Below are 19,729 nucleotides of genomic sequence, written 5' to 3'. Positions count from 1 at the left end.
TCATCACTGTCCATAAGTGTAGCACATTCAAGGAAAAATCATGAAGCAGGTGCGCTTTGACTTTAACGGTGACCAGCCTTTCGCGCTTCAATATATCCGTAATAAGCGCATGTGCCGTTGTGATTCGGATCTTTCACTTCAAAACCAAGCTGCTCATAGAATGAATAATTATTGCTTGAAGTGTGAGCGAACCAGTCTCCGTGAGGGAGTTTTTGCAGACATAACCCCACGAGCTTCTGACCAATCCCTTTACCGCGATGAGAAGAGTGTACAGCCAGATCCATAATCGTGGCTGCCATAACCTGATCGGACAGTACCCGGACCATACCGATCATTTCATTGTCATCCCAAACTGTATATGCCCAGGTGGAGTTCTGGAAAATCAGCGTAAATTTTTCTTTTTGCCATTCAGGTGTACGGCGTACCCATCCTGCATCCATGAATAATCTCTCAACCTGATCTGCAGGGATATTCTGTGTACCCTCTCTGATGATGTAGTCGTTAAAATACTGATACACGTATCTGCCTCCTTTAAAAGTTCTGATGTTTGTTTCTATTTATAAAGGCTCATTCCCTTTAAAATCCAAAGATTTGATCTCTTATATGAAATATGTTTTAATAGGAGAGTAAACTCAAAACGTAACGTTTACGATTTGATTAAATGAACGTGATATAAATAAGGAGGCAATACAAATGAAACAGGATATCCATCCGGATTACAGAAAAGTTGTATTCATGGACACGAACAGCGGGTTTAAATTCCTGACTGGTTCTACAATGAAGTCTAATGAAACGATTGAGTGGGAAGACGGCAACACGTACCCCCTTTTAAAAGTTGAGGTCAGCTCTGACACACACCCATTCTACACAGGCCGCCAGAAGTTTGCGGACAAAGATGGCCGTGCAGAACGCTTCAGAAAGAAATACAACATTGGATAATGTCATCACAACCGGAAAGTCCGTGTTCACTTTTAAGTGGATGCGGACTTTTTGGTTTGTTGGACTTTTAATCGTTGTCATACAAGGCCGGGATAGGGCATTGTTATGTCGATAAGACGAGCATTTTCTTTTTGTTGATAGGGCCAATCGTTTCTTTTGTTGATGGAAAGCCAACTAATGTCGATCGGCTGCTTGACCAGATTCAAAATGTCGTTAGCGGTCCCGGAACTGTCGATAGGCATTTGATATTTGTCTATAGCGCCTCTAAAAACGTTGATTGAAACGAAATAAAGGTCGATAGACTCCAAACGACAACACCTCTGTTTCCCGCGGAGTGGAGATCGTGATCATAGCAGTTTGGTTCCGCGTCAAACTCACTTTCATTGATACGAAAAGCACTTTCCTTAAAAACCCCTACAAATGACCCCGTTTTTCCAAATAATCAGGATATAACAAACTTTAACACGAATATAAAAGCGAATATATTACTAGAATTGAATGTTTGTGAAAGTTTTAACGAAAAATATTCGTTAAAATAATTCGTAAACTACGAAAATAATCTAAAAATTCATATTGACAACGCTTTCTAAGAGGTTTAAAATCCAAATTAACGAAAGATTTTTATTCTATTAAATAATTTACGAAAAAATATTCGTAATTAGTGGGGCTGATACGACATGAGGAAATTTCCAGAACACTTTGTATGGGGAACCGCTACTTCTTCCTTTCAAATAGAGGGTGGTCGTGATACCAGAGGCGAATCGATCTGGGATCAATTTTGTAAAAATCCGGGGAAGGTACTGAATGGAGATCATGGCGAGGTTGCGTGTGACCACATTAATCGTTATCCGGAAGATATTCAATTAATGAAAGATTTAGATGTACCATGGTACCGCTTTTCGATTTCATGGTCCAGAATTTTTCCTGATGGAGACCGGGTAGTCAACGAAGAAGGTCTTGCCTTTTACGACCGTCTGTTAACAGAGCTTGAAGCGAAAGGCATTAAGCCGGCTGTGACACTTTATCACTGGGATTTACCTCAGGCATTGCAGGATCGCGGCGGTTGGATGAACCGTGAGATTGTAGAAGAATTTGCTCATTATTGTGAAGTGCTGTTTGACCGGTTTGGGGACCGGGTTTCGAACTGGATTACACATAATGAACCTTGGGTAGTCAGCTGGCTGGGTCATGGTTCAGGCGAGCATGCACCGGGTTACCGTGATATCCCTGCGTTTTTAAAAGCCGCACACCATGTATTACTGTCACACGGCAAAGTGGTTGAACAGTTTCGTGCGAAGCAGCGTAAGGGTGAGATTGGCATTACGCTTAACTTGAACTCTTCATACGCTGCAGACGAGCAGCCTTCTTCTAAAGAAGCAGCTGTAAGATGGGATGGATTCCTGAATCGCTGGTTCCTGGATCCTGTATTCAAAGGATCTTATCCGGCAGATATGCTTGAGCATTACAGTGTGTATACTGATTTCTCTTTTATTAAAGAAGGAGATTTGGAAGCGATTGCAGCACCGGTTGACTTCCTTGGTATTAATTATTACTCCATCTCATACCTGAATCATCAGCCGGGAGCATGGCTGGATGCGGGTCATGAAGGTGGTGGACACCGTCGTACAGCAATGGGCTGGGAAGTATATGCAAAGGGGCTTTCAGATCTGCTGATCAGACTGAAGGAAGAGTATAACAACCCGGTTTTATATGTAACGGAAAATGGTGCCGCTTACGATGATGAAGTGACAGACGGCAAGGTAGTGGATTCCGACCGTATTCAATATCTTCAGGAGCACCTGGACGCATGTCTGGATGCAATCGAAGCCGGCGCAGATTTAAGAGGATACTTCGCTTGGAGTTTCCTGGACAATTTTGAATGGGCATTCGGCTACAGCAAACGCTTTGGCCTGGTATATGTTGATTTTGAAACACAGGAACGTATTCCAAAAGAAAGTGCTAAATGGTTTCAGCAGGTCATTCAGAACAATGGGGTAGAAGTGCAAGTCAAAACAAACTAGGGGGATTAGAAATGAAAAAGCTTTGGAAAACAAGTATTTTAGCAGGTAGTGCAATGGCGATTCTGGCAGGATGTTCAAGCGATGAAAGCGGCAGCGGTTCAGGCAGCGGCGGTGGAAGCGAAACAATCGACATGTGGGTTTTCGGAACAACGGGCTATGAAGAGCTTGCCGAGAAGTATATGGAAGAAAATCCGGACGTTAAAATCAACGTTCAGTCAACTGAAATGGGTGACCACCATAACAACCTGTTCACTGCTCTTTCTGCAGGACAGGGTGCACCTGACATTGCGATGATCGAAGTAGGGGAAATCGAGCGTTACCGTGAAGCACAGGATCGTTTTGCAAACCTTTATGATTTAGGTGCTAAAGATGTACAAGGCGACTATCTTGAGTGGGTTTGGAACGTAGGACAAAGCGCTGACGGTGAGTTCATGTTCGGTCTGCCGACAGATATCGGTCCAACAGCAATGTACTATCGTAAAGATGTAGTAGAGGAAGCGGGTTATCCAACGGATCCTGCTGAGCTTGCAGCATCTCTTAATACATGGGAAGCCTATTCTCAGTTCGCGAAAGACGTAGCAGAGAAAACTGGAAAGCCGGTTGTTGATAATGCAGAGCTGATCTTTAATGCAAAGCGTGACCAGGCTGATGAGCACTACTTTAACCGCGATAATGAGTTGATTGTTGAAGATAATGCAGCGATTCGTGAAGCATATGATTACACTGTAAGCCTGATTGAAGAAGGCGCTGTAGGGAACATGCCTCTATGGACACCTGAATGGGGTCAGGGGATGGCTGAAGGTTCTTACGCTACACTTCTTGGACCGGCATGGATGCAGGGTGTTGTAAAAGGAAATGCTCCTGATTCTGATCAGTGGATGATCACAACAATGCCTGAAGGCGCTGGTAACTGGGGTGGATCATACCTGACGATCTCTGAGGAGTCAGATCAGCAGGAAGAAGCGTACGCATTTATCGAGTGGCTTGTATCACCGGAAACACAGCTTGAGTCATTCAAGGATATGGGTCTATTCCCATCAACACCAGCAACATATGAGCAGGATGAATTTATCAACTACACTGATGATTACTTCGGTGGAATTAACACAGCTGCAGTATTCGCAGAAGCAGCAGAACAGGTTAAAGATGTATATAAAGGACGCAACTACCTTCTTGTTCAGGGTGAGATCATGACAGCACTTAATAACGTATTAAGCAGCGGTGGAGATCCGGACAAAGAGTGGGATGACGCAATGGAAAGAATCAAACAGCGTCTTGAGCGTGAGTAAAATAAGTTCAAAGATGGGTAAGGACCGCTTAGCCGGTTCCTTACCCTTTTTGATAAAAGGAGATGTCCTGCAACATGGTATCAAACTCTGAGAAATACACCGAGAAAAAAGTAAAACGCTCAATGAGTCAGGAAAAACGCAACAGCATTGCCGGATATTTATTCGTATCACCGTTTTTTATCCTCTTTGCGATTTTTGGTTTGTTTCCAATGCTTTTCAGCTTCTACCTTGCCTTCTTTAAATGGAATGGCCTTGGTGAAATGACCTTCAATGGCATAAACAACTTTACGATTATCTTCAATGATCCTATCTTTTGGAAATCTATTTATAACACAGTCGTGATTGGTCTTTTAGGAACGGTCCCACAGCTGATTGTGGCGTTTCTGCTGGCTTATGCGCTGAATGCACAGGCGCTGCGCTTCAAGAATACTTTCCGTGTTGCGATCTTTATGCCTTATGTAACGTCGATCGTAGCGGTAGCGATTCTATTCAGTATTATTTTTAACAGCCAATCTTTTGGTCTTGTAAACAGTATCTTAGGCGTTTTTGGCGTAGATCCAATCGTCTTCACCCAGTCAGAGTGGGGAGCAAAAATTGCCATTGCCACGATGATTTTCTGGCGCTGGGTAGGTTATAACACAATTATCTATCTTGCCGGAATGCAGAGTATTTCGAGTGATCTTTACGAAGCAGCGAAAATTGATGGTGCAACACTTAGCCAGCAGCTGCGTTACATTACGCTGCCAATGCTGAAGCCATTTATCCTATTTACCGTATTCATGGGAACAATCGGATCACTTCAGATCTTTACAGAGCCGCTGATTTTCTTCGGTGGAAATCTCCGTGAAGAAGGAATTACGGTTGTTGCCTACTTATACCGTGATGCATTTGAGAACAATTTCTTTGGTACAGCATCTGCAACAGCGATCGTACTGTTCGGAATCATCATGATCTTCTCTGTACTGAATCTGTTGATTACAAACCGGCTTGGCCGCGGGAAAGCGAGGAAGGCATAAGATGAAAGCTATTACACCAACTCAGCCAAAACAACTGTCTAGAAAAGCGATCCTTTATTCCCTTTTGACATTTGCCGGACTGGTATCCCTGTTCCCATTCTACTGGATGTTTGTGATGGCAACACAGCCAAACCATGTCATCAACCAGACTCCGCCTGCATTACTGCCAGGATCGGAGCTGGTCACGAACTTTACGAATGTATTAGGCACCATTGATTTCTTCGGTGCAATGATGAACTCACTGATTGTATCCGTTTCTGTCACAGTGGGAAGTCTGTTTCTCTGTTCACTTGCCGGCTTTGCGTTTGCAAAGCTCCAATTTAAAGGACGCGATGCTTTATTCGTGCTCATTTTGATTACGATGATGATTCCTCCTCAGCTTGGGCTCATTCCGTCGTACTACATCATCAGTCAGCTTGGCTGGTTAAGTGACCTGAAGGCCATCATCGTCCCGGGCTTAATTAATGCTTTTGGTATCTTCTGGATGCGCCAGTACATTAAAGAGGCGATTCCTGATGAACTGATTGAAGCGGCAAGACTTGATGGCTGTTCAAACTTCCGTATTTACTGGAATGTTGTTACACCGGCGATTCTTCCTGCATTTGCAACACTTGGTATCATCGTTTTTATGAACGTATGGAACGACTTCCTGTGGCCGCTTGTTGTACTTCAGGACCAGTCAACTCATACGTTGCAGGTCGCATTACGTGCGTTGAGTGACTCCTATAATCGTGATTATGGTATGATATTATCAGGCACATTCTGGGCTACCGTGCCATTAATCATCGTCTTCCTGCTGTTCAACAAAGCCTTTATCAGCAGCCTTACACAAGGGGCGGTAAAGAGTTGAGTGTGCTGAAGACAGGGGAGTCTAGGCCAATGAAAGTAACCATTAAAGATATTGCCAAATTAGCCGGTGTCTCTCAGGCAACGGTATCTAAAATTCTTAATAATTATCATGATGTTGGTCAGGAAACGAGGAAACGTGTCCTTGAAATTATGGCACAGGAAGGCTATCGTCCTTCCCAGTCCAGACTGCTTCAGGATAAAAAAACGAACGTGGTGGGCGTCGTCTTTGCCGGTAAGGTGAATGCGGACCTCACCCACCCCGTTTTTGTAGAAGTACTGAATGAATTCAAAAAAACCATTGGCCAGCTTGGCTACGATCTAGTCCTTTTTTCAAACGAACAGTTTTTTGAGGAAAAGGAGAATTATCTTGCACGCTGCCAGCATTTTCAGGTGGATGGGTGCCTGATCATTGCAGGTGACCAGATTGAATCCTCCGTATATGAGCTTGATATGAGCCCGATTCCTTGCGTAGGGGTTGATATCGAACTGAATGGACCTTTCTCAAGCTATGTCATGAGTGACAGCAACAGCATTGCAGCAAAAGTGGTTGAACACCTTTATTTAAACGGTCATCGGAAAATAGGCTACATCGGGGGAACAAACGGCTCCCTGATCGCTGATTCCAGATTGTCCGCTTTTCAAAAGACTCTTCAATATTACGGTCTTCCTGTTAAAGAAGACTGGATCTACGAAGGTGACTTCTTTGAAGACAGCGGTTACAAAGGAATGCACGAATTTCTTGATCTGGAAGACAGCCCAACAGCGGTCTTTGCGGTGTCAGACCTGATGGCTATCGGTGCGATGAAGGCTGTAAAAGAAAAAGGTCTGAGTGTACCTGAAGACATCTCCATTATCGGCTGTGATGATATCCTCCCTGCCCGTTATGTCGAACCCCCTTTGACAACGATCAGACAGGATAAAGAGAAGATGGGCAAAATGGCCGCCCATATTCTGCTCGATCTGATCAAAAACAGAATCGAGTCCAGCACAGTGGCCGTAGAACCAGAGCTCGTTGTAAGATGGACAACGACGAAAGTGGATTAACAAAAAGACGTGTGGCTTATGGCCGCACGTTTTTTTGTTGGTTGGATGATTGTATCGTGGCAGGAGGTCGTGATCAGTTATCGACAGATTCTTTCGCGCTATCAACAAAACTGGAGATGTTAACGACAGAAGTTATGGGCTGATCGACGTTAATTCTGGTGCTAATGACAATTAGTGCCTTCTGAAACAGGCTATCGACATAAACAACCATCCTAACGACATAAACAGGCTGCCTAGCGACAATAATAAACATTCGATCAACATTAAGCTCAAGGTTCGCTCATTCAGCAACATCAATCAAAACAAGGTCTGGTCGTTTTCGGATTAAACCATTTCTGCAAATGGATAGCTGAGGAGTCATGACTGCTGCAAAAATCTGACCAGGCTTTCCATCACCTGCTTTAGCACGTCAATAGATCCCAGCAAATCATCCTCATACTGCAGCGCGTGATCTGTTCCTGCGATCACCTCATTATTCACTAGCGGATTTCGTTCAATCGCTTCAGCTGCTTCAGGCGAATAACAGAAATCCTGATCACCGATGATCGAGAGACTCGGCCATTTTGTCTCTTCAAGGGCCTGTCTGACGAGCTCGCCATGAATAAGCGGCGTCATCCAGATGGCTTTTACATCACTCAATCGATTGAAATTGGATTCCTGAGCCATCATCATCGTTCCGATCGATTTCCCAACAATCAGGAGCGACCCGTCTTTTCTCAATTGTCCTACCTTTTCAAAAATAAGCTCCCCATCCTTCAGTACGGAAGAACGATATTCTTCATCTGACATACTATTGTATGGTTCTTTGTTGTAGGCGTAATCTGCAAGAATCACCTGATAGCCCTCTTTTACCAGCAAGTTAGTAGCGTAATGCATGAGTGGTGCCTGGATGGAATAGCCCGCACCCGGGAGGATCAGTGCTGTTCCTTTTGGTTCGTCAGACAGGCAGATTTCGGTTATATCAAGGTTTTGTCCAATTGAATTTTTGATCGTATGAACGTTTCTCATCTGCCGTTCTCCCATTCTAAAAACTCAAGCCGGTTTCCAAATGGGTCATCTACATAAAAGCGGATCGCTCCGGGAAGCCGGTCATCTGAAATGACAGGGTAACCTTGTTCCTCTAAATGAGCCTGAAGAAGTTGAATGTGTTCCATTTCAAAAGCAGGATGTGCTTTTCGCGCGGGTGAAAAATCCTTTTCAATACCAATGTGCAGCTGTTGTTTTCCGCATGCAAACCACACACCGCCGTTAGCTTTTAAGCTTTCAGGCTTTTCGATCTCAGGCAAACCGAGTACGCCGTGGAAAAACTCGCGCGCTGCTTCTTCGGAGTCAACAGGGGCAGCGAGCTGAATATGATCAATTTGCTTAAATGAGTAAGGCATGGTTTCATTCCTTTCTGTGTTACAGTTAATGTAATTGTAGTGCTCAAAGATTGATAAGAAAAGGTTTAATTATGAAAGGATTTCCATAAGTAATGGTTATCAGGGTGAAGAAATGGACAAACAGATTAAACAAAATCGTATTTTTCTGATCCACGGCTTTAATAAAGGGGCATCTGATATGTATCCATTGGAGCGTTCCCTTGCATCATTCGGCTATGACTGTCTGACATTGAACTACCCGCTCCGCTTTCATCCGTTTGAAGATGCGGCATCACACCTTAAGCAAATGCTTAATCGAGTACCTGATAGAGAGCAGGTCTTTTTAGTCGGGCACAGTACAGGCGGGCTTGTCATCAGAGACGTGCTGTCTGACCCTGGTTATGCAGCCAAGGTTATGAGAGCAGTCCTGATCGCTACACCGAGCCAGGGAAGTCAGCTGGCCCGGCATGCCCATCGCGTGCAGCCTTTCACGAGGATTTACAAAACCATTGCTTCTATTACACCTGAATTCGTCGGAACTTATGCGTTTAAGCCGGCTGATGTTGAAATGGGGTCCATTGCAGGGGACAGGTCCAACCTTTTCCTCGGTAAAATGATTAGAGAGCGCAATGACGGCCGCGTCGAAATGAGTTCCGTCTATGATCGGGGGTTAAAGGATTTTTTGATTCTGCCATACGGACATAAGGACATTCATCACAGAAGAGAAACTGCGGAATTCGTTCACCGGTTTTTGCAGACCGGGATGTTTGATGGGTGAAGGCCTTTTTGGGGTGCGAAGTCAGCAGGCTGGAATTCGTGTTAAGAAGACTCCCCAGTTGCCCGCGATCCTTGACTGCGTGATGAGTATTCGAGAATCGCGTCCAATCAGGTGCAGTTAGGGAATTGAAGGAATCATCTTCAGGAGTGAGGGAATCGGGACCTTGAAAAGAAGGAATCTGGAGATTGAATGAAGGAAATCATGTAGGTGGAAGGGCTAGTGAAGGAATAAAAATCTTAAAAGAAGGAATCGATTTCCGAAAAGAAGGATAAAAAATCCAGTAAGAAGGAAAAACTGCCCGAAGTGAAGGAATCCCGGCAACTCTCCACGCCCCGACACCACCGCCACAACGCCTGTGTCCCCGGAACCGCATCACCAGCAAACCTCTAGTTACCCGCGAAGCCGATCCGGCTTATCAAACCGTCCAGGCTTCGCGACCAACAATCTTTACCTGATCCATTCCTCGCGCAGCATCCCCATGCGGATCGAATCGAAATACTGACCGTCATGAAAACGCACTTTTCTAATACGTGCTTCCATTTGCATGCCAAGCTTTTCACCGACGCGGATCATCCGGTGGTTGCCGGACCAGGTTGTGTAGCCGACACGGACGAGTGGCAGCGTGTCAAACAGGTGACCGATCCAAAGGCGCAATGCGCGCGTGCCATAGCCTTTGCCCCAATGCACTTCCCGGTAAAAGGTGATCCCCATCTCAAGCCACTTTGACGGCTCATGCTCCCAGTAGTAAGTGACAGTTCCGTACACGTCCCCATTAATCTCAATCACCATAACATCCGGGGCATTCACGTATTGTTCCTTTTTCTTTAAAAATTCCTCATAAGTTTTCCTGTGATGCGGAAAATACGGTGCATCCCAGCGTTTCCATTCAGGCGTATCGCTTGAGAAAGCACCCTCCCAAATGACAGGTAAATCATGCTCCTCAACACGTCTTAATACAAGTTCGTTATCTATTAACATCATGTAATCTCCTTATTCATGAACTGATTTCATGTGCAGGACATTACAGCAGTTCCTGCACGTTTTTACTTTGTCATAGTCCCCTTATATACGTTTTTCATCATTATCATTCCTTTCTTAGTCGATGCGTTTATCTTACCATTATTTAGCTGTAAGAAGATCTTTTTTATCCATGAAAAAATATCGATTGCGTATTTTTGCATGATTAGGTATAGTGAAGATCATACAATATATAGAATTTTTATAACTAAATAACACAATATATTGTTACTACCAGTGAAAACGGTGCCCGTTAAGGGTTAAAAGGGAATCCGGTGTGAATCCGGAGCTGTTCCCGCAACTGTAAGCACGGACGATCTGTACAAGCCACTGTCTGTTAAAGATGGGAAGGGTGCAGAAAGGAAGATGTGTGAGCCAGGAGACCTGCCGTTTTTGCCGATTGTAAGCTTCTCCGGGAATAGAGAAGATGCAGCGGGAATAACAGGACGGGGATCCGTTTCTGTTCTCATTCACGTTGATATCTGCCTCGTTCTCCAAATAGGAGAGCGGGGCTTTTTATTTTCCGGTATTACTTCACGAAAGGGATGAAGATGTGATGACAAGTACCGTAACAGAAATGGAGCACGACATCAGGAGCCTGGCAGGAGAGCATGCAGGTCAACTGCTGGAAGCATTAAAGCGATTTAGCCAACCTTCACTTGATGAGGCAATAGGAGAAGCATTAAACAGAATCACCATGGATGAGCCGGGATGGACTTACACAGCTGCAAAGCTATTTTCTTTAAAGCTTTATGCACAGGCTGCACAATCAAGAGGATATGACGCGTCGGAACGTTATGGAGATTTTTATGGCTTAATCTCTCATTTAACGACGCTTGGCATTTACGACAAAAACCTCATGCATACTTATTCTAAAGAGGAAATTGATACGCTTGGCAGCCTGATTACACCTGAAAACGATCAGCTTTTTTCCTATATCGGATTGTTTTTATTAGCTGACCGCTATTTAGCAAAAGACTATGAGGGAAGGGTATTTGAACTTCCGCAGGAACGCTTTTTGATTATTGCGATGACGCTGATGCAGAAGGAACCTGTACATAAACGCCTCGATTTGATCCGTGAGGCATACTGGGCGATGTCGAATCTTTATATGACGGTGGCGACACCCACTTTATCAAATGCCGGTAAAAGCTACGGCCAGCTGTCATCTTGTTTTATTGATACAGTAGATGATTCGCTGGACGGCATTTATCTGAATAACTGGGATTCCGCACGTTTAAGTAAGGATGGCGGGGGACTGGGTGTTTATTTTGGAAAGGTGAGGGCGCTCGGCTCCGATATTAAACGGTTTAAAGGTAATTCTTCAGGGATTGTGCCGTGGATCCGCCTGTTAAATGATACGGCGGTCAGTGTCGATCAGCTTGGACAGCGTCAGGGCGCGGTGGCCGTTTATCTCGATGTGTTCCATAAAGACTTGATGAGCTTTCTTGAACTGAAGACAAACAATGGTGATGAGCGGCGTAAAGCTCATGATTTGTTTACAGGTGTCTGCATTCCGGATCTGTTTATGGAAAAGCTGCTCGAAAAGGATGAAGCGGGACGCAGTGTTGGTGAATGGCACCTGTTCTGTCCCCATCAGGTAAAGCAGGTGATGGGATGGAGGGACGAAAATGGACAGCCGCTTGGCCTGGAGGATTTTTATGATGAAGCAGACCACCGCTATTTTAAAGAAAAATATGAAGAGGCTGTACAGCATCCACTTCTTCCGAGAAAAACAGTCCGCGCGATGGATCTGATGGCAAAAATCATGATTGCCCAGCTGGAAACCGGAACGCCCTATTTGTTTTACAGAGATGAAGTGAATCGCCAGAATCCGAATAAGCACGTAAATGGCATTGGCAGGACATCGATTTACTGCAGCAATCTCTGCACAGAAATCGCACAGAATATGTCGCCAACCACAATTACAAAAGAATTTACAGACGAGGAAGGCAACATCGTGATTGTGAGAAAGCCGGGTGACTTTGTTGTATGCAACCTGTCATCTGTCAATCTGCCGCGTGCTGTAGAGGCGGATGTTCTTGAAAGGCTCATTCCGATCCAGCTGCGTATGCTTGATAATGTCATTGATCTGAACACGATTTCAGTTAAGCAGGCTACTCAGACGAACAAAAAATACCGCGCAGTCGGTCTGGGCACGTTCGGCTGGCATCACCTGCTGGCGAAAAAGGGGATTTACTGGGAGTCTGATGCGGCTGTAGTATACGCTGACAAACTTTACGAAGAGATCGCCTATTTAACGATCCGTGCATCAGCTGATTTGGCGGAAGAAAAAGGAGCTTATCATGCGTTTAAAGGTTCTGAATGGGAGACAGGCGCGTATTTCGAGCGTAGAGGTTATCAAAGTGAGCGCTGGAGAGCACTTCGTGAAAAATCGGCCAAAGGTCTACGGAACGGCTGGATGATGGCGGTCGCACCGAATTCCTCTACGGCTAAAATCGGTGGCTCGACGGACGGGATTGACCCGCTTTACGCTGTTGAATATGCAGAGGAAAAGAAGAACTTTAAATTCACCGTTACCGCACCGGACCTGAATCACAAAACGTATGAGTATTACAGAAAAGCCCGTCATCACCTGAATCAGCATGACAGCATCCGTCAAAATGCAGCGAGACAGCGTCATGTCGATCAGGGTATCAGCTTTAATATATACGTTCGTCATGACATCAAAGCCAAAGAGCTGCTGGATCTTCATATTGACGCATGGAAGAGTAAATTGAAAACAACCTATTATGTCCGAAGTACATCACAGACAGAAATCGAAGCCTGCGAGGTTTGCGAAAGCTAAAGGAGGAATCACCATGGCCATCACTGCACCCTTACAAAAATCAAAGCTGTTAAATCCGGATGCCCCGAGCCGTGCGACAAAGCTCATTAACGGGGAGGCGTCCGGTTTATTAAACTGGAATGATATCGCGTATCCACAAATGTATGAGCTGTATCAGACACTGCTTGCGAACTTCTGGAAGGCACAGGAGATCAACATGCAGGATGATATTAAGCAGTGGGACAGCCTGAGCGGAATTGAGCAGGATGTCTTCCTCCGGATCAATACACAGCTCGCTTCACTCGATAGTCTGCAGACCCCTGCGATGACAGGTGTGATGGATTATGTAACAGACCCGAGCTTTAAGGCGATTCTTGCTGTCGTAGCACAACAGGAAGCTGTTCATAATGAATCGTATTCGTATCTGCTGAGCTCACTCGTATCAACAGACGAGCAAATCAGACGATTCGAACAGGCGAAAAAGGATCCGATTGTTCAAAAGAGAAATCAGCTGATTCTTGATGCCTATGAGCAATTCAGAAGCAACCCGACGCCCGAAACACTGTTTCATCTCGGTGTTCATTCGATTGCGCTTGAAGGCATCTACTTTTATGCAGGCTTTGCGTTTTTCTATCACCTTGCCCGCCAGCAGAAGATGCTGAAAACGAGTACAATGATCAGCTATATTCAGCGCGATGAAATGCAGCACGCCTACTTCATGGGGCAGTTTCTCCGCATTTTACTCAAGGAAGAGCCGGAATTAAATCAGGTGGATCAGCTCGAAAAGGTGTACGATACGCTTCATCAGGCAGCTGAGCTTGAGATTGAGTGGGCGGGCTACATTTTAAAGGACATTCCTGAAATTGATCAGCAGGAGTTCAGTGATTATGTAAAGTATTTAACGAATAAGCGCCTGCGCCAGATCGGTTTGAAAAATCTTTATCCGGAAAACGATAATCCAATGCCGTGGATCCGTGTATTTGACGATCAGATGATGAACGAGACGAAATCCGATTTCTTCGAACAAAAGTCAAGGACGTATACAAAGGTGTCCCAGTCCAATGGCTTTGATGAGCTCTGAACGGATCACAATCGTCTATGCATCTTCTACAGGAAATACAGAAGCGCTCGTTGAGATGATGAAAGAGGAGTTAAGTGCAGCGTTTCAAAGCATCACGGTGCTTGCTTCAGAGAACTTTTCACAAGCTGCACTTTCTGTGACGGATGTGCTCATCGTTGCAACGTATTCCTGGGGAAATGGGGAGATTCCGAGAAGAATGGAGAACGTTTATTGCTTGATCGAAGAACATGCTTCCGAGGGGCTCATGACCGTGGCAGCAGGCACAGGAGACCGTCATTACCCACGCTATTGCGGAGCCGTGGATCAGTTTAGAGATATGCTGTTTGACAAAACCACACTGGTCGCAACATTAAAAGTAGAGCTTTTACCTCAAAGATCAGACCGCAAAAAATGCAAGCAGCTCAATCAACTTCTGCGTCAGCGCGTAAAAAACATTCCGTGTTCTTCTGAGGCGTAAACAAAGCGGTTGTTCTGATATAGTTAAGAAAACAACGCTGACGGGGTTGATGGTATGAATGAACGGGAATTAACGGAGCGCCTTGTTGCGCATGAACCATTTATTTTAGGAGAGGAGGCAGTTCGTAATTATTCGATTCTGCTTCCTTTCGTGGAGAAAAACGGGGAATTGCATCTGCTGTTTGAGGTGCGCTCTCTGACCATGAGACGTCAGCCTGGGGAAATCTGTTTTCCGGGAGGACGGATCGATCAGGATGATGACAGTGCAAAGGAGGCGGCGGTAAGGGAAGCAGAAGAAGAACTCGGCATCAGCCGAAACTCGATTAAGCGCGTCCATTCCTTCGGTAAACTGGTATCACCATTCGGGATGACGATCAGCACGTATGTAGGGTTTTTAGATGATGATCATGAGCTCAAGCCGAACCCTGCAGAGGTGGAGGAAGTGTTTACCGTACCGCTGTCCTTTTTTATAGAGACACCACCGGATGAGCATACGATTAATGTTGAGGTAAAGCCGGAAGAGAATTTTCCTTTCGATCTGATTGCCAACGGGCGCGAGTATAAGTGGCAAACACGGCAGTATAAAGAATACTTTTACCATTATGAAGGCCGTGTGATCTGGGGATTGACTGCGCGGGTGCTGAGGGAGTTTATTGAGAAGATGATGAGGTGAGGGAGCGGTTGAAAGCCGCTTCCTTTTTTTTTGAAAGACGGGTCGGACTCATCCTACGCTTTCCGTGGCCGGGCGGTGAACCCGCTTGTGCTTCGCACAGTCGGTTTCACCTGTCCCTTTCCGCCACAGGAGTCTTCGGATGAGTCCGACCCTGTGTAGAATTCAAATCCTCTTTCTTATGAAACGAGATGGAAAAACCGATCCATGAAACATCTTCCGCTTCTTGGTTGTATTGTGAACATGTCCCTTTCCTCCATAGAGAGTCTTTGAAATGACCAGACATTCTGGATGTAAAAGCGATTGAGTGTATATTTTAATAACTACTTTTCGATCAAGTATATGGGCTTCCTTTTTCAAAGGGTATCGCGTATGATAAAGGAAATTGTTTCCTTTTAAGGGGGAGTTCGTATGTGGATTTTTGTTGGGACCATTGCTTTTATTTTCGCGCTTGGGTTTTACTCGGACAGGAAGCGTAAAAAACGCAGTCAGCACGCCTATTCAAGTGATGACTCCCGACCTTATCACGCTGAAGGAACACACACATCATCTAGTGTGGAAAACTCGACGCACTCATAAAAGGGCAGTTGTGCATGTTAAAGGCTGTTCGATTTTCGCAGGTAAACCATATAAATAGGGTATGAACCAAAATTTACAGCATCCAAAAGCGATTCGACAATACACTTGTCATCGTATGTTTTTGGGTGCTTTTTTATTTGAATTTGAGATGTGAGATTAACTTTTTTCAAGTGTAATCAAGGATAAATAAGGGTTGGTGTTGAATGATAGTTTTAATCAATTGAAGGAGTGAATGGTATGTATTTATTTCTAATCATTATTTTGTTAATCATCAGTATTGCTTGCTTTTGGGAAAGTAAAGCAGATCGGAAAGGATTGAGAGTTACGCTAAGTGTTACTTTGGCTTTCATGCTGACACTTTTTATGGAAAGTACTGCTCATAGTCTGGTAGAAACACAAATGATGGAAGGGCCCATTCTCCTCACACTGTATTTTCTTTTACCAGTGGTTTCTTTTGCTGCATTTCAAATTTTATTTTATGACATTAGATTGGTGGGGAAAGAGAAGTAATTTCTGTGTGCTGTCTTAGACATTTGGATTGCGATTTTAAGTTTTCTCCACAGTATCTGGACTATTTACGTTCACCTGGCTGTCTATTACTCTAAATAACGCCCGATTTCTCCAACATTCTGAATTTTTTCACTTTAGTCCTTTTCATCACTAAATTTTCTATGTAGAATAAGGCAAATAAAAGATGATGGAAAAGGAGTTTTGATCAATGAGCACACAGACTTTGGAGATTGTAAAATGTCAGCAGCGAAAAGAAAAGCCCTCAACGGATCAGATCCCTTTTGGCACCACATTTACGGATCATATGTTTTTAATGGAATATGAGGAAGGCAGGGGCTGGCACGATGCGCGGATTATTCCATACGCACCGCTTACCCTCGATCCAGCCGCCATGATTTTTCATTATGGACAAACCATTTTTGAAGGATTGAAGGCTTACCGGACACCTGAAGGAAAGGTTCTTCTATTCCGCCCTGAAAAAAATCTGGAGCGGCTTAATAGGTCGGGTGAGCGACTAAGTATTCCGCCAATTGATGAAGAGCAGGTGCTTGAGTATTTGAAAACCCTGATTGACCTTGAGCAGGACTGGGTGCCGGACACGCCAGGCACTTCACTATATATTCGTCCCTTTATCGTGGCGACCGAACCGAATCTTGCTGTAGGACCATCTAAAACATATAAGATGATGATTTTGCTGTCGCCTGTAGGCTCATATTTTGCAGGAGGCATTAAGCCTGTCACGATCCACGTGGAACAGGAATTCACCCGTGCCGTTAAAGGTGGGACCGGGATGGCAAAAACGGCCGGAAACTATTCCTCCGGTTATCAGGCACAGGCCAATGCACGTAAATCCGGTAATGCAGATGTCCTGTGGCTTGATGGCATCGAAAAGCGTTATATAGAGGAAGTCGGCAGCATGAATATCTTCTTTAAAATCAACGGGGAAGTTGTGACACCAGCTCTAAGCGGCAGTATCCTAAAAGGTATCACCCGAATGTCCATTCTTGAACTGCTAAACAGCTGGAATGTGCCGGTTTCAGAGCGCCGCATCGCGATTGACGAGCTATACGAAGCCTACGAGCAGGGGCTTGTCGAGGAAGCATTCGGCACCGGAACCGCAGCCGTCATTTCACCTGTTGGCGAGCTGAACTGGCAGGGTAAAAAGATGGTATTCAACAATCACGAAATCGGAGAACTGTCCCAGAAGCTGTACGATACCATTACCGGGATCCAGACTGGTAAAGTGGAGGATGTTTTTGAGTGGACGGTTGAGATTTAGTTCTTTAAATACCTAAACGCAGGAATGAGTCTGCTTTAAAAGGCGGCCGGCTGATGAAGCTGGCCGCTTTCTTTTGTAATTTTTAAGAGAATAATGTTTTTATAGAGTAGTCCAAATTACACTAAACTCACAAAATTTCGCGGAAGCTGACGAACTCGCTATGGAACCTCACGAAAGTCGCGTCTAACCTCACGAACTCATGACCTAACCTCACAAATTTGTCGGCTAACCTGACGAACCGGTTCCACGCAAAAGTGCTCTCAGATTGAACAACCTGGCTTGTAAAAGTGTCCCTCAAACATAGTCCATAAGACACTAACCTCACAAATTCTCGCGGAAGCTGCCGAACTCGCCGCCGAACCTCACAAACTCCGCGTCTAACCTCACGAACTCATGCTCTAACCTCACGAACTTCGCGTCTAACCTGACGAACCGGTTCCACGCAAAAGTGCTCTCAGATTGAACAACCTGGCTTGTAAAAGTGTCCCTCAAACATAGTCCATAAGACACCAACCTCACAAACTTTCGCGGAAGCTGCCGAACTCGCCGCCGAACCTCACAAACTCCGCGTCTAACCTCACGAACTCATGCCCTAACCTCACAAATTTGCCCGCTAACCTGACGAACCGGTTCCACGCAAAAGTGCTGTCAGATTGAACAATCCTGTTTGAAAAAGTACCCTTCCAACATAGTCCAAAAGATACTAAACTCACAAATTCCCGCGCAAGCTGACGAATTCGTTATGGAACCTCACAAACTCCGCGTCTAACCTCACGAACTCTCCTTCTAACCTCACAAACTTTCTCGTTAACCTGACAAACCGGTTCCACGCAAACACGCAACCACACAAAAAAGCGCACCACACAATCTCTGATGCGCTCATACATTAACCTTCCGGCGTAACCGCCACGTTATGTCTCACCGGATCTTCATTTGTCCAGATAATCACGGTACCAGGTGCTACAACAAGATCTTCACTAAATTCATAATCAGCAATTTGCGCTTCTACGGTTCCGCTTAGCTCGGCACCTTCTTCAACCGTTACAGTCATTTTCATCACCGGGTGTGGATCGCAGTGGATCCCATATGTGCCGACCGTATCAAATTGAAAAGCTGTTGTTTCGCCTTGTGCAAGTAATGGGGAAGCCACATCGCCTGATACAACTTCAGCTTCAGTCGTCATTTCTTCTTCAGCAGGTTCTTCCTCGGTCATCTCACCATCTTCAGAAGCCTCTTCATCCTCCATCATACCTTCATCAGAAGATGCTTCATCCTCCATTTCCACCTGTTCCTCTGTGGCCGTATCTTCTTCGGTATCCGCGGGTGTTGAGGTATCTTCACTGGAACACGCTGTGAGCAAAAGCATAAACATCAGCAACAATAACCATCCTATTTTCTTCATTGTGATTCCTCCTCTATCAATTTAAAAAGTAAACGATTGAAATGAAGCATTGGATCAAAAACGGCGGCTCATGTTTGCAATGAAACCATTTAAGCGATACCCCGTATGTTAAAATAGAAAGATCAATGTGGTGGTGAAAAAATGAAACGTAAGTGGAGATGGATTTTACTAACAATACTGTTTTTGAATGCAATCAGTTATGGCACATATTTAGCAGGTGGCAGCGGGTCCATCTATTATACGGTCATGCTTGCGTTGAATATCGTGGCGATTATTTTTGTCATTGTGACGATTATGAAAAAGGGTTCTGACACATTTTCTAATAAGGGGTGACGACAGTTGGGAGATTTATCATTAATCATTGTGCTCATAGCAGCAGCTTTAATTATCGGAGTTTTATTTAACAGCAATAAAAAACTGCAGCAGCAGGTTGCCGATAACCTCGTGCAGGATCAGAAGCTTGAGCGGATGATTATTGACCGCTTAAAGGCTGGTCAGGATAAGGTGGCTATTGTGAAGTTTGTGAGAGAACATTCGGGGCTCGGGCTTGTGGAAGCGAAAAAATATGTAGATAACATAGAAGCGGATTTGAATGGGAAAGGTCCGGTAGAGTGAAAAGAAAAACTGCGAAATGGTCCGCAGTTTTTTCT

At 44.8% G+C, this 19,729-nt stretch carries 21 protein-coding genes and 1 riboswitch; of the genes, 16 read left to right on the top strand and 5 right to left on the bottom strand.

Features of this window, described 5'->3' with window-relative positions; genetic code table 11:
- Positions 1-62: 62 nt before the first annotated feature.
- A complete protein-coding gene (locus H7968_RS03555) occupies positions 63-518 on the bottom strand; it encodes a GNAT family N-acetyltransferase (protein WP_227394859.1) in 456 nt (151 codons plus the stop codon).
- Between the two features lie 175 nt (positions 519-693).
- Here H7968_RS03555 and H7968_RS03550 point away from each other — a divergent pair, with 175 nt between their 5' ends.
- From H7968_RS03550 to H7968_RS03525, 6 genes are all read left to right on the top strand, one after another.
- On the top strand, positions 694-939 hold the full coding sequence (locus H7968_RS03550) for a type B 50S ribosomal protein L31 (RefSeq protein ID WP_134374169.1): 246 nt from the start codon (positions 694-696) through the stop codon (positions 937-939).
- A 677-nt stretch (positions 940-1,616) separates the two neighbouring features.
- Positions 1,617-2,960, top strand: a complete 1,344-nt coding sequence (locus H7968_RS03545; protein ID WP_227394858.1) for a GH1 family beta-glucosidase — start codon at positions 1,617-1,619, stop codon at positions 2,958-2,960.
- A gap of 11 nt (positions 2,961-2,971) precedes the next feature.
- Complete coding sequence (locus tag H7968_RS03540) at positions 2,972-4,249, top strand: ABC transporter substrate-binding protein (protein ID WP_227394857.1); 1,278 nt, start codon at positions 2,972-2,974, stop codon at positions 4,247-4,249.
- Between the two features lie 74 nt (positions 4,250-4,323).
- The gene (locus tag H7968_RS03535) at positions 4,324-5,265 is read left to right on the top strand and encodes a carbohydrate ABC transporter permease (RefSeq protein ID WP_227394856.1); all 942 of its coding nucleotides are present in this window, start codon (positions 4,324-4,326) and stop codon (positions 5,263-5,265) included.
- A 1-nt stretch (position 5,266) separates the two neighbouring features.
- Entirely contained in the window at positions 5,267-6,115 is an 849-nt protein-coding gene (locus H7968_RS03530; RefSeq protein WP_227394855.1) for a carbohydrate ABC transporter permease, read from the top strand.
- A gap of 29 nt (positions 6,116-6,144) precedes the next feature.
- The gene (locus H7968_RS03525) at positions 6,145-7,158 is read left to right on the top strand and encodes a LacI family DNA-binding transcriptional regulator (RefSeq protein WP_227394854.1); all 1,014 of its coding nucleotides are present in this window, start codon (positions 6,145-6,147) and stop codon (positions 7,156-7,158) included.
- A gap of 357 nt (positions 7,159-7,515) precedes the next feature.
- Here the strand turns inward: H7968_RS03525 and H7968_RS03520 are convergent, their stop codons facing one another.
- Positions 7,516-8,166: an alpha/beta family hydrolase gene (locus H7968_RS03520; RefSeq protein WP_227394853.1), complete on the bottom strand. Its 651-nt coding sequence runs from the start codon at positions 8,164-8,166 to the stop codon at positions 7,516-7,518.
- Entirely contained in the window at positions 8,163-8,540 is a 378-nt protein-coding gene (locus H7968_RS03515; protein ID WP_227394852.1) for a VOC family protein, read from the bottom strand. Before H7968_RS03515 ends, H7968_RS03520 begins: the two co-directional genes overlap by 4 nt.
- A gap of 112 nt (positions 8,541-8,652) precedes the next feature.
- Between H7968_RS03515 and H7968_RS03510 the strand changes: the two genes are divergently transcribed.
- The gene (locus tag H7968_RS03510; RefSeq protein WP_227394851.1) at positions 8,653-9,297 is read left to right on the top strand and encodes an alpha/beta fold hydrolase; all 645 of its coding nucleotides are present in this window, start codon (positions 8,653-8,655) and stop codon (positions 9,295-9,297) included.
- Between the two features lie 447 nt (positions 9,298-9,744).
- On the opposite strand, the gene H7968_RS03505 is transcribed toward H7968_RS03510, so the two are convergent.
- On the bottom strand, positions 9,745-10,275 hold the full coding sequence (locus H7968_RS03505; protein ID WP_227394850.1) for a GNAT family N-acetyltransferase: 531 nt from the start codon (positions 10,273-10,275) through the stop codon (positions 9,745-9,747).
- Positions 10,276-10,541: 266 nt separating this feature from the next.
- Positions 10,542-10,720: riboswitch (cobalamin riboswitch) on the top strand.
- 150 nt (positions 10,721-10,870) lie between these two features.
- Here H7968_RS03505 and H7968_RS03500 point away from each other — a divergent pair.
- The 7 genes from H7968_RS03500 to H7968_RS03470 all read left to right on the top strand — a co-directional run bounded on the left by H7968_RS03500 (position 10,871) and on the right by H7968_RS03470 (position 17,677).
- Positions 10,871-13,123, top strand: a complete 2,253-nt coding sequence (locus H7968_RS03500) for a ribonucleoside-diphosphate reductase subunit alpha (protein WP_227394849.1) — start codon at positions 10,871-10,873, stop codon at positions 13,121-13,123.
- A gap of 13 nt (positions 13,124-13,136) precedes the next feature.
- The gene (locus H7968_RS03495; protein ID WP_227394848.1) at positions 13,137-14,183 is read left to right on the top strand and encodes a ribonucleotide-diphosphate reductase subunit beta; all 1,047 of its coding nucleotides are present in this window, start codon (positions 13,137-13,139) and stop codon (positions 14,181-14,183) included.
- Positions 14,164-14,640, top strand: a complete 477-nt coding sequence (locus H7968_RS03490) for a flavodoxin domain-containing protein (protein ID WP_227394847.1) — start codon at positions 14,164-14,166, stop codon at positions 14,638-14,640. Before H7968_RS03495 ends, H7968_RS03490 begins: the two co-directional genes overlap by 20 nt.
- Before the next feature lie 54 nt (positions 14,641-14,694).
- Positions 14,695-15,312, top strand: coding sequence for an NUDIX hydrolase (locus H7968_RS03485; RefSeq protein WP_227394846.1), 618 nt, complete (start codon positions 14,695-14,697; stop codon positions 15,310-15,312).
- Positions 15,313-15,720: 408 nt separating this feature from the next.
- Positions 15,721-15,888, top strand: a complete 168-nt coding sequence (locus H7968_RS03480) for a hypothetical protein (protein WP_227394845.1) — start codon at positions 15,721-15,723, stop codon at positions 15,886-15,888.
- A gap of 237 nt (positions 15,889-16,125) precedes the next feature.
- A complete protein-coding gene (locus H7968_RS03475; RefSeq protein ID WP_227394844.1) occupies positions 16,126-16,398 on the top strand; it encodes a hypothetical protein in 273 nt (90 codons plus the stop codon).
- Between the two features lie 208 nt (positions 16,399-16,606).
- Positions 16,607-17,677 carry a branched-chain amino acid aminotransferase gene (locus H7968_RS03470; protein WP_227394843.1) on the top strand — a complete coding sequence of 357 codons (1,071 nt, stop codon included), beginning with the start codon at positions 16,607-16,609 and terminating at the stop codon, positions 17,675-17,677.
- Positions 17,678-18,563: 886 nt separating this feature from the next.
- On the opposite strand, the gene H7968_RS03465 is transcribed toward H7968_RS03470, so the two are convergent.
- The gene (locus tag H7968_RS03465) at positions 18,564-19,079 is read right to left on the bottom strand and encodes a plastocyanin/azurin family copper-binding protein (protein WP_227394842.1); all 516 of its coding nucleotides are present in this window, start codon (positions 19,077-19,079) and stop codon (positions 18,564-18,566) included.
- 141 nt (positions 19,080-19,220) lie between these two features.
- On the opposite strand from H7968_RS03465, the gene H7968_RS03460 reads away from it, so the two are divergent.
- Both H7968_RS03460 and H7968_RS03455 read left to right on the top strand, forming a co-directional pair.
- Complete coding sequence (locus H7968_RS03460; protein WP_227394841.1) at positions 19,221-19,412, top strand: hypothetical protein; 192 nt, start codon at positions 19,221-19,223, stop codon at positions 19,410-19,412.
- Between the two features lie 6 nt (positions 19,413-19,418).
- Positions 19,419-19,694 carry a ribosomal protein L7/L12 gene (locus H7968_RS03455; RefSeq protein WP_227394840.1) on the top strand — a complete coding sequence of 92 codons (276 nt, stop codon included), beginning with the start codon at positions 19,419-19,421 and terminating at the stop codon, positions 19,692-19,694.
- Positions 19,695-19,729: the final 35 nt, after the last annotated feature.

The organism is Jeotgalibacillus aurantiacus (assembly GCF_020595125.1).
In the GTDB taxonomy this organism is placed as follows: domain Bacteria; phylum Bacillota; class Bacilli; order Bacillales; family Jeotgalibacillaceae; genus Jeotgalibacillus; species Jeotgalibacillus aurantiacus.
The sequence above is the reverse complement of the archived record's forward strand: the minus strand, read 5'-3'. Positions and strand labels throughout refer to the sequence as shown.